This is a genomic window from Bradyrhizobium sp. UFLA05-112 (genome assembly GCF_053572325.1).
On record NZ_JBANBK010000120.1, the window covers coordinates 1 to 13,522 of the forward strand.

Here is a 13,522-nt window from a genome sequence, read left to right on the forward strand (position 1 = left end):
CCAGTCTGGTTCGTCGGCAGATGCGGCTCAATCTGAGCCCACTGCTTGTCGTTCAGCCAGAACAGCCCCTTGCGCACTGAAGTCCCCCGTGCCAAATCCATTCAGCGCGAGAGAATCAGAAACTGCTAATTAGGTACAGACCCAAAGTCTCTGCCGGGCGTCCCATGCAAGTGATCGTCGGAGTCTGTGCCGCGGATTACAATCGGCCCTTTAATTGCCTGCCCAGCACGGGACATGCAGGAGGTCTTCAGCCACTGCGTAGATAGACTTGTGCACGGGCGGCGGGCGCCATGATGGCAAAGGTCTCCGGCAGGAGTACAAGAGCAGACCAAAAACGTGCTTCGGCCGCCTTGACATCAACTCATGCGAACTTTCTCGTCGGAGCTCACGCTTCTCGAATGCTCAAGCGCTTCGGGGGCGTGAAATATATCGGCAGCAGAATAACTTATCTTCACTGCTCCAAATCGTATAGCGACGATCATGCCGGCTTCGGTGCCATCGTTGTCACCTTACGGCGACTGGCTCTGTCAGCTTATCGAAAGCTAAATGTCTTAGGCTCTAAAATGTGTAATCGTGGACTGAGTTTGCTCAGTCTCGTAAGGGGGTAGGATGGATCCTTTTGAGGCAGGACAGATTCAGCGCGACGGCGGCATCCCTTCTGCATCTTCCGCACAAGAGGGCCGGCAAAACGAGGCCGCGGCGCAATGGCAGGGAGTCGTGACGGGCTATGCAGCAGCAGATTCAGTCCATGCGGACGCCAACGAAGACCTGGCGCTTGAGAATTGGGCTGCTGAACCTGAGGTGGGCCCCGCTCGAGCATCGCGAAGAAGCAGTCAGGCGAGTGAATGCTCGGGGTGAGGCCGGACTTAATCTCGAATCGTTGTTCCTTACTTGTCTGCCCAGGCTTCCGAACGATATCGTCGTACTCGATGTTCCCTTGAACCGGCTTACGAGTCTGCCCGATACCCTCCCTGCTTCGCTCCGGCGTCTCAACATCAGTGCCAATCAACTGACCAGCCTGCCTGCGCTTCCGACCGAGCTCAGAGGCCTCGACGCGAGCTCTAACCGGCTGAGAAGCCTGCCTGAGGTGCTACCTGCTGCGCTCCAGTTTCTCGACGTCCGCCACAATCAATTGACTAACCTGCCCGAGCTCCTCCCTGCGCCGCTGCAATTTCTCCACATCTGCCACAATCAGCTGACGAGCCTACCGGAGGTCCTTCCAGCTTCGCTCCAGTTTCTCGATGTCAGCGACGACCGATTGGCGGGTCTGCCGGAGGCCATCCCTGCTACGCTCCAATTTCTCGACGCCAGCGAAAACCAGTTGACGAGTCTGCCCGAGGATCTGCTGACGCGGTTGGGCGCTGATGCCAGCATAATTCTGACTGAAAATTCCCTCACGGAGCAAGTGCTGACGAATTTGGATACAATTCTAGGGGCTGAGGATTACGTCGGTCCGAGCGTCCAGCTTTCGCGCGAGAACGAAAGTGAACTGTCCGCGACAGACGACGAGCAGGCCGAAGCTCTCACTGAAGCAGTCGCAGACTGGCTCAGGGGCAGTCCGAAGGAGGACGACAGAGAGGTGCTGGCAGCCTGGGAGACTTTTGCAGAAGAGCCGGGCGCCCCGGGAATACGCGCTTTTCCTCGACAAGCTGTTAGAGTCCGTCAACTCTGGTAATGAAGAATTCCGGCAGTCGGTGGCCAATGATCTGCGACAGGCGGCGAAAAACCCGCAATTGCGAGCGCAGTACTTTCAACTGGCCCTCGACGCCAACCAGAGCTGCGAGGATCGCAGAACTTTAGCCTGGAACGGCATGCAAACCGCACGGCTCATCGCGGACGTCGAGAACGGCCTCTACGACAACACGGCACGTCTTCCCGATCTCGTGCATCTGGGGCGCGTCATGTTCCGCCTAGACGCGCTGGAGGGGATCGCGCGCGAGAAGGCTCACTCGCTGCGCTCCGTCTACGACGTCGAAGACATCGACGCCATTGAGGTCTATCTTACGTATCAGAGCAAGCTTTGCGATCGGCTGGCACTGCAACATGTCGCGCCGGACATGCGCTACTTTGACGTCTCCGGCGTCACAGAGGCGGACGTTGACAGTGCAGAAACATCCGTGCGGAGTAAGGAGGCGGAGGAGTTCGCCGGCTATTTGGCGACGGACTGGCAGCCTTGGGACAATGTTGTGCGCCGCATCGCACCTGAAGACCATGCCGCGACGCAGGAGCAGCTCATTGATGCGATGGGGCAGGAGTTCGACAGCCGACTGGAGCAACAGATCGCCGACAAAGGCCTGGTCGGGCTTGAAACTGAGCTCGTCGACGATGCCAAGCGGGAGTTAGGGGCCGCGGTTCGCAAGGAAATCGCCCGCGAGATCAAGGGCGCTCTGAGAGACAAGGTGCTCAACGATCACGGCTTCAATCTGTGAAGCTGCCTGGCTGCAGGAGGCTTAGTTCCCGCTCCTCCTAGCGCCCCTTGCGGGAGATATAGCTCGAGTGCGGGCATCATAGGTTTCTATTGCGCCGCCTGAAATGCCGCGCCCGCCCCCGGAGCCGCAAAGCCCCATAACTGCGCGGATAATGAATGCGGCTGCATGGTGTGCTCCCGCACGAATTTCGACCGGAGACAAGATGTATCCGTCCGGTGAAACTTTCAACAGCCGCTCCGATTTCCGCACGTCGATGTAATGCAGACCCTTGAAGCTGGTCTCTTCGGTCGCAATCGTATGGCCGCCATCGCCTGCCAGCCGATCGACGAGCGCCAAGCTCTTGCGTCAGGCAATACAATTCGTAGATGTCGCTTTCGCGGTCGCCGATATGAATGCAACGCTCCGGCTGTCCGAGCCGTTCGATCGATTGCCTGAGATTGTCGATTGTATGTCCCTTCCACAACTGAGGCGACTCATCCCTCGATGTTGCGACGAGGGTCGCCCGGATGGACCGGGCAGAGCCTCAAACAAGGAGGGCGAGTCGTGGGTCATCATACCGAGGCCTTTGTCGGAATCGATACGTCAAAATTGCGTAATGCAGTAGCAGTTACCGATAGCGGCCGTGGCGGCGAAGTCCGATATCTCGGGGAGTTTCCTGCCACGGAGGCGGCGATCCAGAAGCTCATGGCAAAGCTTGCAGCGAAATACCATCATCTGACGTTTGCTATGAAGCAGGGCCGACGGGATATGGTCTCTACAGACTGCTCAAGAGCCTCGGCCACGAGTCCCTGGTGGTGGCCACCTCGTTCGTTCCGAAGAAGGCCGGCGATCGGGTGAAGACGAACCGGCGCGATGCCGTTAGCCTCGCCAAGCTGTTACGCGCGGGCGAGCTCACCGCGGTGTGGGTGCCGGATGAGCGGCATGAAGCCATGCGCGATCTCTCGCGCGCCCGTCAGGCCGTGAAGAAGGACCTCCAGGGCAAGCGTCAGCAGATCTCGTCCTTGATGCTATGGCTGGAACGCATCTATCCGGGCAAGACGACCTGGGGACCAGCCCATATGAAATGGCTGATGGCGCAGAAGATCGAGCATCGCAAGCAGCGCATAGCATTCGAAGAGCTACTTGAGGGGATACGCCAGGAAAGCGAGCGCGTGAGCAGAGTCAGCGATCAGACGAAGAGAAGACAAACGGGCCGGGCAAGCATCACCCGCTCCTCGGAGCCCCCGCCCGCCCCTCCCGCGACTGGTCAGAGCGAAATCCCGCTTCATCTGTGGACGCCGCCCCGCAAGATGCAAGCGGTTTTATTTGAGAAGATTGGCACGCAGTCGGATGCTGCCATCTGTCCGGCCTCTGATGCAGTGATGGAGCTGCGGGCCCGTATTGGAGTTCGCGGAGCGGGTCCTCGGAATTTTGAAGGAGCACGAGGCTAGCATTTCGGTCGCCGATCTGACGCCAGCATTTACAAATGGAAGGCCAAGTTCGGCGGAATGGACGTCTCCGAGGCCAAGCGGCTGAAGACACTGTGGTCTTCAACAGCGTGGTCTTGCCAGATCCCGAGCTACCTACGAGGTGCGACGAGCGAACCTTGCTTCACGTCTAGCGAAATGCTGGAAACGGCAGCGCTCCGTCCTCCATCCATCGTAGGACTTCGACACAGCATCGATCGCGATATACGGCACGGATGCAGTTGGATTCGAAATCGGCAAAGCTGTCATGAGCAAGGCGTCCCTGTAGACGATCGACCCGACAGAAAGGGACCATGAAGGGAGTCAGGGCATGATCCACTCGGTTGCCCGGTTCTCTGGCTCAGACCCGCGGCTGTGTACGGAAAACAAGCCCGTCACGGCTCCAACGCGACCCGCAAGCCCTCGTTGCCTTCAATATGAACATAACGGGGCCCGATCGGCCGCCCCCTGCCGCTGGCGACAGTGACAATGTCTTCCAAGGGGGCGACGAGAGCATCCGCTTCGGGGCGGGACAAGATCAGATCGGCGTGAAACAGTCCCTCCGATTCAAGACCATTCGCATCGACGCCAAGAGCCGCCAAGGCGGCCAGACTACTTTCGAATTCCTCCGCATCGCGAAAGCGACGCTGAATAAATGTCGCGCCGGTCAGGCGTTCCGTCACAAGGCCATGCTTCGCGAACGTCGCAGCCAACGAATCGAACGGGAACATTCGCAGCACGAAGGAGATGATCCATGGCCGCTTCTCTGTTGCATCGAGGATTTTGCTGAACGTCTTCTCGGTGACGTAGCCGATGCAACCCGTCGACATGATGACATCAGCGGAGCGGATAGCACGCGCGCTGTCCGCCGATAGCGACTCACGTTCAAGATCGGCGACAATGCCCTGTTCAAGAAGACCAACACCCGTTGCATAGCTGATCGCCGGCGCCGATATATCGAGACCGATAAATCGCGCTAGGCCGACATCCGGCCAGGACGCATAGAAACTGCGATCGAGACGCACCAGTGTCTCGGAACTAATCGCCCTCATCTCGCGTCGCGCGTAGCGGTGACGCAAGCCGCCGAAGGTCAGCGGAAACCGATGCACCGCGGCATTGATGCCATATGAACAGCCAACATCGAGCACGGTCGGCCTAAGGCCGGTTGCCGAAGCTTTCGCTGCCAGAATTTGGCGCACCACCGGCTCGGCCACGTCCGGAATCATATAATCTAGGTCTCCCAGCACAGAGAAGTATGCCCTGGGATCATCCAAGGCATAAATATCATCGAAGACGGCCTTAGACTGATTGATGCGCGAAAAATCTACTCGCAACCCGATGTCTCCCATTTCACTTTACAAGCCACTCGACGGCTGCTGCCTTCGAGTCATCGGCGTCTTATTGCAGAGATCGGCCGATGCATAAACCCCATTCGCACTTCGTCGGACTTGCTTGCGAAGCAGAGGATCTAGCCTCCTATCGCAGAGCACGTATGAGAAGATGAAGTGGTTCCCCAAGGCGACCACGAGAATTCTTCGCATTCAAGTTGCGACTTTGAGAGCTTCTTGAGCGTCGAAAGGCAGCGATTTGCCATGACCACACGTTGATGGCACGATTATGGAGCGAGCAAGAGCTGTGCGCTGCATCGCTCGATCCTGCCGATCGTCATCGGTGGACGCGACAATGCTGAGATAATCCTGGATAGGAAGCGTACCGCCAATTCATTTCGCCATCGCCGAGGTGGTAAGCACCGTCCACCTTCGCCTCCGGTCACGCACGAGGAGGCACTTTGGTTGTAACCGACCTAGTCCGCAAAGCATTCAACACACAGCAGAGGCTCGACAGCCACCTTCAGAGAATTCTTCTTGATACTAACGAAACGAAGCTTTGTGCGGCTAGCTAGGGGCTAGCCCTTCGATGGCTTCGCTGCGGCCCGTCGCTCAGCGGTGCGACCGTCCTGCAATTCGAGAGGCCGTGCCGCCACAACGATGGAAAAATCGGCACGCGGTGCGTCGCCATGGCGCATGCACCGCGTGCCGCCGAAGCTCGTGCCAGTGCGCGGGCGACCAGCTCGCCGATGCTGGTCGCCTCTTCCACGAGCATCAGTAGGTTGCGTATGCCGCATCCACCTGACGAGAAGCTGACGGGGCAGCCACTTGCATCTGTCTGATCCGGAGGCAGCCATGACTATAATTAAGGCTGTCTCTTATACACATCTGTGCCCTGGCGGTCGCTGATGAGTTCTGTCATGGACTAAGGCGGCGCCAATCCCTACCTCCAATGGATGATGCGCGGTATTCCGTTCGTCACCTTCACAATCTCGGAGCAAACTGCGAGCGTGGAGAACTTTGAATGGGAAGCGCAACGCGAAAGACTTACGTACCAACGGCAGGCGTACAAAGTTGGCAAGCGCTCCTCGCTGATCCCATTAAGCACTGGCGCATACGGATCGCGATTCGCTTCGCCTCGTACCCTTTGCGCGTAAAGATATCCGTATGAGCGATTTGCCGTTCTAGGTTAGAGATTTCGGCGTCAAGCGGGATTAGGCGTGCTGTGATCGCCGATGGGTCTCCACGTGTGTTTTTCACCTCCTCCTCGATTGCATCGAGGGCAACACTTTGCCCCAGAGCGCGACGCAGCGTGTGATCATTTCGAAAACCGCGGCGTCGGGATTGGTGGTGGTGCGCTTCGCTCGAAGCGCTGATTTTGGAGTGGTACGCATCGCAAGTAATCCTTCCACGGCCAACGGTTACTGCGTCCGCGCGTTGGCCTGACGCGGGTAAAACAGTTCGTTGGTCTCCTTGGAGAAATGCGGCCCTAGGTAACGGATCGATGCGATCGGAGACATCGAGCTTCGCCGTGGACTGAAGCGGTCCGATTGCCCCCATATTTCGTTTCAAGAGCGAGGACGAGGTTGTCAGGGGCCGGCATGAACCGGCTGCGCACGATCGGCGTTGCCGCGGAGCGCGAGATGCTGGCTGCGACGTGCGGCGTCAACACGCATCGCGGTGCGATCTTCGGGCTGGGCCTGCTTTGCGCCGCGGCCGGATATCGGAACGCCGTCGGCATCTCGCTCGGCAGGCTGGTTTCGGAGCGCTGGGGCGGAGACATCCTGTCCGGCCCGGTGTCGCTTCGTAGTCATGGCGCGGTGGCACTGCGGCGCTACGGCGCCGGCGGCGCCAGGGCGGAAGCCGCCGGTGGCTTTCCCTCGGTTTACGACATTGCCCTGCCCGCACTGCATGCAGCACGCCAGCTTGCGCCACGTGACGAGGAAGCCATCCGCGTGCAGACCTGCATGAGGTTGATCGCCAATGTCACCGACACCAACCTCCTGCATCGGGGTGGTGCGGAGGGATTGTGCTTCGCGCAAGGCCGCGCCTCCGCCTTCCTTGCCGCTGGCGGCGTCGGGTCTTCGGGATCGCGCAGCCGCGTCGCCGACATCCATCAAGCGTTCGTGGCCCGCAATCTCAGCCCGGAGGGCTCCGCGGATCTGTTGGCCATGGCCCTGTTCGTCGATCGGATCGAATCCAGATGCTAGCCCTGCTCTGCGGCGGACAAGGTACGCTCTCGGACAAGACCTTCGATCTTTTCGCGGAGCTAGCCTGCCGCGGAGTCAATATTCGTCGCGGCATCCGCTTATCTCCGTGACGATCCGCGGGAGTTCGTTAGGACGCGAGACGCGGATGAACTCTCCGCCAATCATTCCAGCCAGATCCTGACGGTCACATCGACGCTCGCAATCCACGCCTGCATTGCGGACCTGCTGACTGAGGCGACCGGCTGTCACCGGCTACAGCGTCGGTGAAATGGCGGCCTGGAGCATTGCGGGAATCTGGAGCGCCGACGAAGCCTTGCGGCTCACGGATATTCGCGCACGGCTGATGGAAAGCGCGGCGGGGGCCGATGGCCGCCTGGGCTATGTTCGCGCGCTCGACCGGGCTGCGCTCGAACCTCTGCTTGCAAAACACCGCTGCGAGATCGCGATCAGGAATCCCCACCTCCTTTTCGTGATCGGAGGCACGGAGCGGGATGTCATCGCGCTCTGCAACGAGGCCGCCAGGGAAGGAGCCCGCACGGGCCTTCTCGCCGTGAAAATCGCGTCGCATACGACAAGGCTCGCGCAGGCTTGCAAACCCCTGCAGCAAACGCTCGATGCCAGCAAGCACGCGACCGTCGCAGGCCAGCGCGTCCTGCTTGCCGGCGGTGACGGCGAGCGCATATTCTCGGTCGCCAATGCCACGGCGAAACTGGCAAGTCAGGTCGCCCATCCATCGACTGGGCCGCAACGCTGGAAGCGCTCGCAGAGCTCAGCGTGACTGCGGTTGTCGACTTCGGTTCGGGACATGCACTGGCAGAGATGATGCAAGCCTCTCAGCCTTCCATGCGCTGCTACGCCGACGGATTTCGCACGATCGAGGGTCTGCGTAACTGGGTTGTCTCCGAATAGCGGGAGATCCCGATGCGAACGTTCAATCGCGGCTCGCGCTCATGTCGCCGGCTATCCAATCGCATCGACAAGCGCCATAGTGACGTGGTCCACGGGCAGCGAGGCATCGACCGTTCTCAGCAGCCCCTTGGCTGCATAGTAATCAGACAACGGCTTGGTCTGGTTGGCGTAAGCTGTGAGGCGCACGCTGAGCACCTCGTGATTATCGTCCGGCCGCGCCGCCTCGCCGCTCTCGGAGCCTGCATGGCCCGTCCCAGGATCCGATCGAGGAGGTGTTGCTCGTCAATCTTGAGCTCGAGCACGTGGTCCAACTTGTGCCCGTCGAGGACATTATCGAGGCTACCTGAGCCACCGTGCGTGGAAATCCGTCCAAGATGAACCCGCCCGCTGCATCCGGCCGCGCAATCCGATCGGTAATTAGCCTGACCACCAAATGACCCGGTACCAGCTTGCCGTCTTTCACGAACTCCGTCACTTGTCGCCGATCGCCGTTCCCTCCGACACCGCGGCGATCGCAAGAATCTGTGAGAGCTTGGATGCCTGCGTTCCCTTCCCAGCGCCGGGCGGCCCCAAGAGCACAAGTCTCATCTTTCACCTCCACTAAACGCAACCACACCGATCATCATGAGGCACTCGACCGTTTATTCAGCCGGTTCTTGAGGAGGTCGTCGACTACGGCGGGATCGGCCATCGAGGTCAACACAGCTTCGCGTCGGCCCGATGGTCATGCTGCTTAGCCTTCATCACCCGCTCAGAGCGTTTGAAGAGGCGTGCATGCATTTGAGCGGCGGCCGGCTTGAGCTTGGCATCGGACGCGGCTCACTTCCAGTGGAATTGGGCTATTTCGGGGTCAGCGCCGAGGCGGCACCAGGCCGTTATGCAGAGGCCAGCGAAATCCTTGTTAAAGCCATGCGAGGCGGCTCGCTCTGCTACGAAGGGGACCACTTCCGGTTGGACGATGTTCCGTTGACGCTAACGCCTCATCAGCGACCGCACCCTCCGGCATGGATCGCCGTAAATCAACGCGGCTCGGCAATCTAGGCCGCTGAATTGGCGCAAACATCGCAAGCATCGGACCTGCATGGTTTGTTCGGAGGGTCACTGATGCGTACCGCTCGCGTCGAGAGGTACGTTCAGACGCGAATGGTCTATCGCCGTTTCTTGGCTTGCTCCGCATGGTTGCGGCTGGCACCTCTGAAGCAGATGTCAAGCGACGTTCGGATCTAACCCCGCATTTTTCCATGTCGCCGGACAGCAGACGCTTACGCACGTGCTGCGCCGGCTTACGATCGTTGGCTCAAGAGTTTCAAGTTCGTTTATGAACGCAACAACATCCCCACGCCACCAAACCTTTCCTTGACCTTCGATGCAGCAATCGAGAGTGAGTTGTGCGTTGGCGGGACGGCCGCTTCGATACGGCACACTCTTCTTAATCATCTAGAAGAGGCGGGTGCCAATTACCTTCTTTGTCAGCTCGCATTTGGGGACCTCCCCCTGGATGCTTCATTGAACACCGCGACCATCATTCGGTCCGAAGTCGTCGCGGGACTTGGTTAAACATGACGTTCCACCGTACCGGCCGCGTTACGTGCAAGGTCAACCGCTGGCGGAATGTCCGTTATGCCTTGCGGATGGTCGCCACCGGCATGTTCAAGCGTAGCGCGACGATCTGGGAGAGAGGCGCACTACTATCACTTTGATTGTCGCGCGGCAGCTGGCTCTCCGGGCGCGAGCGCCAGGCATAATAGCCGGCCGGCGAGACACCGAGCACGCCGCACATGATCGTCACCGGATAGTCGGCGCGGCGATCTTCGACGAAGCGAAATCTCATTTCGGAACTCCAGCAAAGATCGCGATCGACTCCCTAAGAAACAGCCGGATTGGCGTCTGCTGAAATGGCCTGCAACACAAAGCCCAATGATTTGGCCCGGCGCTGAAGGTTGGCGAGGACGCGCTTGCGATATTGTTGCTCATAGTGGTCGGCGCCCGGATCCCGGTAGCTTATGCCGTGCCGGAGAGTGTTGTAAAATAGAACTGCGATCTTACGGGCAGTCGCTGTCACCGCCTTTGACTTGCCCGCGCGTGAGGATAGTCGGCGATAGAATGCTCCGAGCGCCGTATCGCTGCGCCCGACTGTTGTTGCTGCCAACCGCAACAGTGCGGCTGCCCGACTAGAGGATCTCCGTGTGCGCGAAGATAGCACCTTGCCGCCGGAGATTTTGTTGCCGGGTGCAAGACAAAGCCAGGAGGTGAAGTGCTTAGCACTTGGCCACGCCTTCAGATCTGTGCCGCATTCGCCGACCAGCTTCAGTGCAAGCGACGGACCCAATCCATGGATCTCGGTCAGATCGACGCCGAGCACTCCGTAGAGTGCGGTTCTAACATCGAAGGTGGGCGTGTTGACCTGTTTGGTCTTGATACGCTGCTTAGATAGCCTTCCAACCGGTTTTGCCGCTTTATTGCTCAATGACGCGATCAGGACCTCCAGCTTGCGGTCGCAGTCCAGCATCTTCGCCTGGTAGACGTCGTAGAGTTCCAGCGATTGGGTCAACGCAAAAACGTGTTCGTGCCGATTGTTGCCCACCAGTGCTGCGCGGATCGTCTCGATGGATGAATGGCATCGCACGTCCCGATAGGTTGCCAAGACGTCAGGATTCCGCTCGCCTGCAACAATGGCTCGGATGATCCGCATACCGGTCGCTCCCGTGATATCCGTGACCACATGATGGAGCTGCAGGTTCATCTCCATCAGGGCCTTCTGCATATGCTGGATATGGGCAGCCGCGTACTCAACCAGTCGTTCTCGCTGACGCAGATAGGCGCGCAGAGTTGCAATCTCGGAATCGGGCCGGAAGCTGCCGCGTAACAGGCCATAGGAATGAAGCTCGCGTAACCACGCGGCATCGCTGACATCGGTCTTGCGTCCAGGCACATTCTTGGCGTACCGCGCATTGACCAAAATCACATCAAACCCGCGCTGCTCCAGAATCTCGTAGACGGGAATCCAATAGACCCCGGTGGATTCCATCGCGACGCTCGTCACGCCGCAGGCTCTGAACCAGTCGGCCAGATTATACAGGTCTTGCGTGAATGTGCCGAAAGAGCGCACCGGCTCGTCGGTGCAAGCAGGGTTCACCGCGGCCATGTGCATCCTTGATCCGATGTCGATGGCGGCGGCCCCGACGTTGACCAGCTTCAGTTCCGGTCGGTCGCCGGTCGTCTTCTTGGGCATGGCAGTCCTCCAATCAATGACGAGCAGGAGGGTCTGGGCTATGCCAATCGTCATCTTCCTAATCGGGATCGCCGCCAGGGCGACCTCACCACTCTCAAGTTCGCATGCACCCATGGACCACGTTTTTTAACGGGGATTGTGCCTCCAATAATCTAACGGCCGCTACCCTCCCAGCCGCGACAATAACACAAGGCCGTTTCTAAGCCGCACAGGCGCGCCACGGTGCCGGACAGTTTTTTAAAATATCGCGCTCCATGCGCAGCCGCTCGTTCTCCCGCTGCAAACGCGCGATCTCCGCCGCATGGTCCGCCGACGGCAGCGTCGCCTGCGTTGTGGGGCGCCGCGTCGCCGCCGTCGGCTCCAGCCGGCCCCCTCGCTGCTCCACCCACCGCCGCAGCACGGAATCGCGCAGGCCAAGCTCCCTGGCAACAGATCCGATCGAGCGCCCGCTCGACGCTACGAGATCAACCGCTTGCCGCTTGTAGTCATCCGTAAACGACCGACGTTGACGTCCTTCCATCCGACACCTCCTGGCTCTTCGAGCCTACTACAGGTGTCCATCAATTCGGAGGAGGTTCACAACGCGCGCAGAGCGTACTCATGAAGTACACGTGTAGTGCTAAGCCGGTTTTGGAGTGCCTTCCGATCAGCGACGAGCTTGTCGAGGTGCAACGGCTCGTGTTCGGGTCGCTCTCCTTGCGCCAATCGTCGGACCAGCGCTCGCGTGCCGTCCACGACAAAAACGCCGCAATCGTAGCTGTTCCGCTGCTGGGCCATGTCGGCCGACTTTAGGCTGAGGCCCAGCCGTTTTCCGAGCTTTGCTGCACGGTTGTCGTTGTATCCCCGGACCGAGTCGTAGTGATAGGCGACCGGCCGTTGCCTGTCGCTGCGATCAACGAACAGCAGCGACCAATGCTTGCCGCGCTGATTAAGACGATCGGCATCGTTCATTGGCAGAAATAGGAAGTCGGCTGTATCCTTACCATTCCGATCGATCAGGAGCTGGATTGTGCGTCGCGCGTCGCTATCGGTGGCCGCCAAGCGCAGCTGATAATGGGCAATCATGGGATCCACGAACTGCGTCCGGGCGGCGAGATCGGCATGGTTCCACTGCAACCACTGCTCCAGCAGCTCGTAATCCCTATGGATATGCTCATCGCCCAGCCATTGCGTGTCCTCAAGCGTCAGCCCGCGGTACCGGGACGAGGCTGTCGGATCCAAAGCCCCGCTCTGAGTATCCGAGTAGGTGGTCGGAAACGCCCGCACGGAATGAACCTCATCGCTTAGCCCAGACGGCGTAGGCGTAGTCAGATCAACCAAAGACAGACCGCGGTAGATGCCGCTTGGAGCCCTAGCAGGGGGCGCGGGCGCAAAGTGAGCATCATCGCGCAACTCGGACGGCGTCGGCGCATTCAGATCAACAAATGACGCAAGCCCGCCGTAGGTGTCTGAGCGAGCTCTGGCAGAGGGCGCGGGCGCAAAGTGAGCGTCATCGCGCAACTCAGACGGCGTCGGCGGGTTCAGATCAACAAATGACGCAAGCCCTCCGTAGGTGTCTGACCGCGCTCTGGCAGAGGGCGCGGGCGCAAAGTGAGCGTCATCGCGCAACTCGGACGGCGTCGGCGCATTCAGATCAACAAATGACGCAAGCCCTCCGTAGGTGTCTGACCGCGCTCTGGCAGAGGGCGCGGGCGCAAAGTGAGCGTCATCGCGCAACTCGGACGGCGTCGGCGGGTTCAGATCAACAAATGACGCAAGCCCTCCGTAGGTGTCTGACCGCACTCTGGCAGAGGGCGCGGGCGCAAAGTGAGCATCATCGCGCAGCTCGGACGGCGTCGGCGGGTTCAGATCAACAAATGACGCAAGACCCCCGAAGGTGTCTGAACGCGCCCTGGCAGAGGGCGCGGGCCCAAAGTGAGCATCATCGCGCAACTCGGACGGCGTCGGCGCATTCAGATCAACAAATGAC

Annotated in this window: 11 protein-coding genes and 2 pseudogenes; 6 read left to right on the forward strand and 7 right to left on the reverse strand. The window is 59.6% G+C overall.

The window, feature by feature from the left end; translation table 11 throughout:
• Positions 1–727 precede the first annotated feature (727 nt).
• The 3 genes from SO180_RS38725 (at position 728) to SO180_RS38735 (ending at position 3,859) form a co-directional block, all read left to right on the forward strand.
• The gene (locus SO180_RS38725; RefSeq protein ID WP_449384051.1) at positions 728–1,675 is read left to right on the forward strand and encodes a leucine-rich repeat domain-containing protein; all 948 of its coding nucleotides are present in this window, start codon (positions 728–730) and stop codon (positions 1,673–1,675) included.
• Complete coding sequence (locus SO180_RS38730; protein ID WP_449384052.1) at positions 1,602–2,429, forward strand: NEL domain-containing protein; 828 nt, start codon at positions 1,602–1,604, stop codon at positions 2,427–2,429. Before SO180_RS38725 ends, SO180_RS38730 begins: the two co-directional genes overlap by 74 nt.
• A 791-nt stretch (positions 2,430–3,220) precedes the next feature.
• Complete coding sequence (locus SO180_RS38735; RefSeq protein ID WP_449384053.1) at positions 3,221–3,859, forward strand: IS110 family transposase; 639 nt, start codon at positions 3,221–3,223, stop codon at positions 3,857–3,859.
• Between the two features lie 410 nt (positions 3,860–4,269).
• On the opposite strand, the gene SO180_RS38740 is transcribed toward SO180_RS38735, so the two are convergent.
• Entirely contained in the window at positions 4,270–5,100 is an 831-nt protein-coding gene (locus SO180_RS38740; RefSeq protein WP_449384064.1) for a class I SAM-dependent methyltransferase, read from the reverse strand.
• 1,652 nt (positions 5,101–6,752) lie between these two features.
• On the opposite strand from SO180_RS38740, the gene SO180_RS38745 reads away from it, so the two are divergent.
• Positions 6,753–7,412 (forward strand): triphosphoribosyl-dephospho-CoA synthase, encoded by a 660-nt coding sequence (locus SO180_RS38745; RefSeq protein WP_449384054.1) that lies wholly within the window; start codon positions 6,753–6,755, stop codon positions 7,410–7,412.
• A 268-nt stretch (positions 7,413–7,680) separates the two neighbouring features.
• Complete coding sequence (locus SO180_RS38750; protein WP_449384055.1) at positions 7,681–8,190, forward strand: hypothetical protein; 510 nt, start codon at positions 7,681–7,683, stop codon at positions 8,188–8,190.
• A 333-nt stretch (positions 8,191–8,523) separates the two neighbouring features.
• Here the strand turns inward: SO180_RS38750 and SO180_RS38755 are convergent, their stop codons facing one another.
• Entirely contained in the window at positions 8,524–8,796 is a 273-nt protein-coding gene (locus SO180_RS38755) for a nucleoside monophosphate kinase (RefSeq protein WP_449384056.1), read from the reverse strand.
• Positions 8,793–8,909: a nucleoside monophosphate kinase gene (locus SO180_RS38760; protein WP_449384057.1), complete on the reverse strand. Its 117-nt coding sequence runs from the start codon at positions 8,907–8,909 to the stop codon at positions 8,793–8,795. The genes SO180_RS38755 and SO180_RS38760 overlap by 4 nt, the downstream gene beginning before the upstream one ends.
• A gap of 105 nt (positions 8,910–9,014) precedes the next feature.
• Here SO180_RS38760 and SO180_RS38765 point away from each other — a divergent pair.
• Positions 9,015–9,878: pseudogene (locus tag SO180_RS38765) on the forward strand (LLM class flavin-dependent oxidoreductase); the annotation flags it as partial.
• 61 nt (positions 9,879–9,939) lie between these two features.
• Here the strand turns inward: SO180_RS38765 and SO180_RS38770 are convergent.
• From SO180_RS38770 to SO180_RS38785, 4 genes and pseudogenes are all read right to left on the reverse strand, one after another.
• On the reverse strand, positions 9,940–10,152 hold the full coding sequence (locus SO180_RS38770) for a hypothetical protein (protein WP_449384058.1): 213 nt from the start codon (positions 10,150–10,152) through the stop codon (positions 9,940–9,942).
• 33 nt (positions 10,153–10,185) lie between these two features.
• The gene (locus SO180_RS38775) at positions 10,186–11,553 is read right to left on the reverse strand and encodes an IS110 family RNA-guided transposase (protein ID WP_449384059.1); all 1,368 of its coding nucleotides are present in this window, start codon (positions 11,551–11,553) and stop codon (positions 10,186–10,188) included.
• 211 nt (positions 11,554–11,764) lie between these two features.
• Positions 11,765–12,073, reverse strand: a pseudogene (locus tag SO180_RS38780) (transposase); the annotation flags it as partial.
• Positions 12,074–12,129: 56 nt separating this feature from the next.
• Positions 12,130–13,522, reverse strand: a 1,393-nt coding sequence (locus SO180_RS38785; protein ID WP_449384060.1) for a Ulp1 family isopeptidase, incomplete at its 5' end; no start/stop codon positions are given.

What these genes read in the sequence shown, in the direction of transcription:
- SO180_RS38725 (WP_449384051.1), top strand. Translation starts at nt 728, where the DNA reads ATGCAGCAGCAGATTCAGTCCATGCGGACGCCAACGAAGACCTGGCGC.
- SO180_RS38740 (WP_449384064.1), bottom strand. Translation starts at nt 5,100, where the DNA reads ATGATTCCGGACGTGGCCGAGCCGGTGGTGCGCCAAATTCTGGCAGCG.
- SO180_RS38750 (WP_449384055.1), top strand. Translation starts at nt 7,681, where the DNA reads ATGGCGGCCTGGAGCATTGCGGGAATCTGGAGCGCCGACGAAGCCTTG.
- SO180_RS38760 (WP_449384057.1), bottom strand. Translation starts at nt 8,909, where the DNA reads ATGAGACTTGTGCTCTTGGGGCCGCCCGGCGCTGGGAAGGGAACGCAG.
- SO180_RS38770 (WP_449384058.1), bottom strand. Translation starts at nt 10,152, where the DNA reads ATGAGATTTCGCTTCGTCGAAGATCGCCGCGCCGACTATCCGGTGACG.
- SO180_RS38775 (WP_449384059.1), bottom strand. Translation starts at nt 11,553, where the DNA reads ATGCCCAAGAAGACGACCGGCGACCGACCGGAACTGAAGCTGGTCAAC.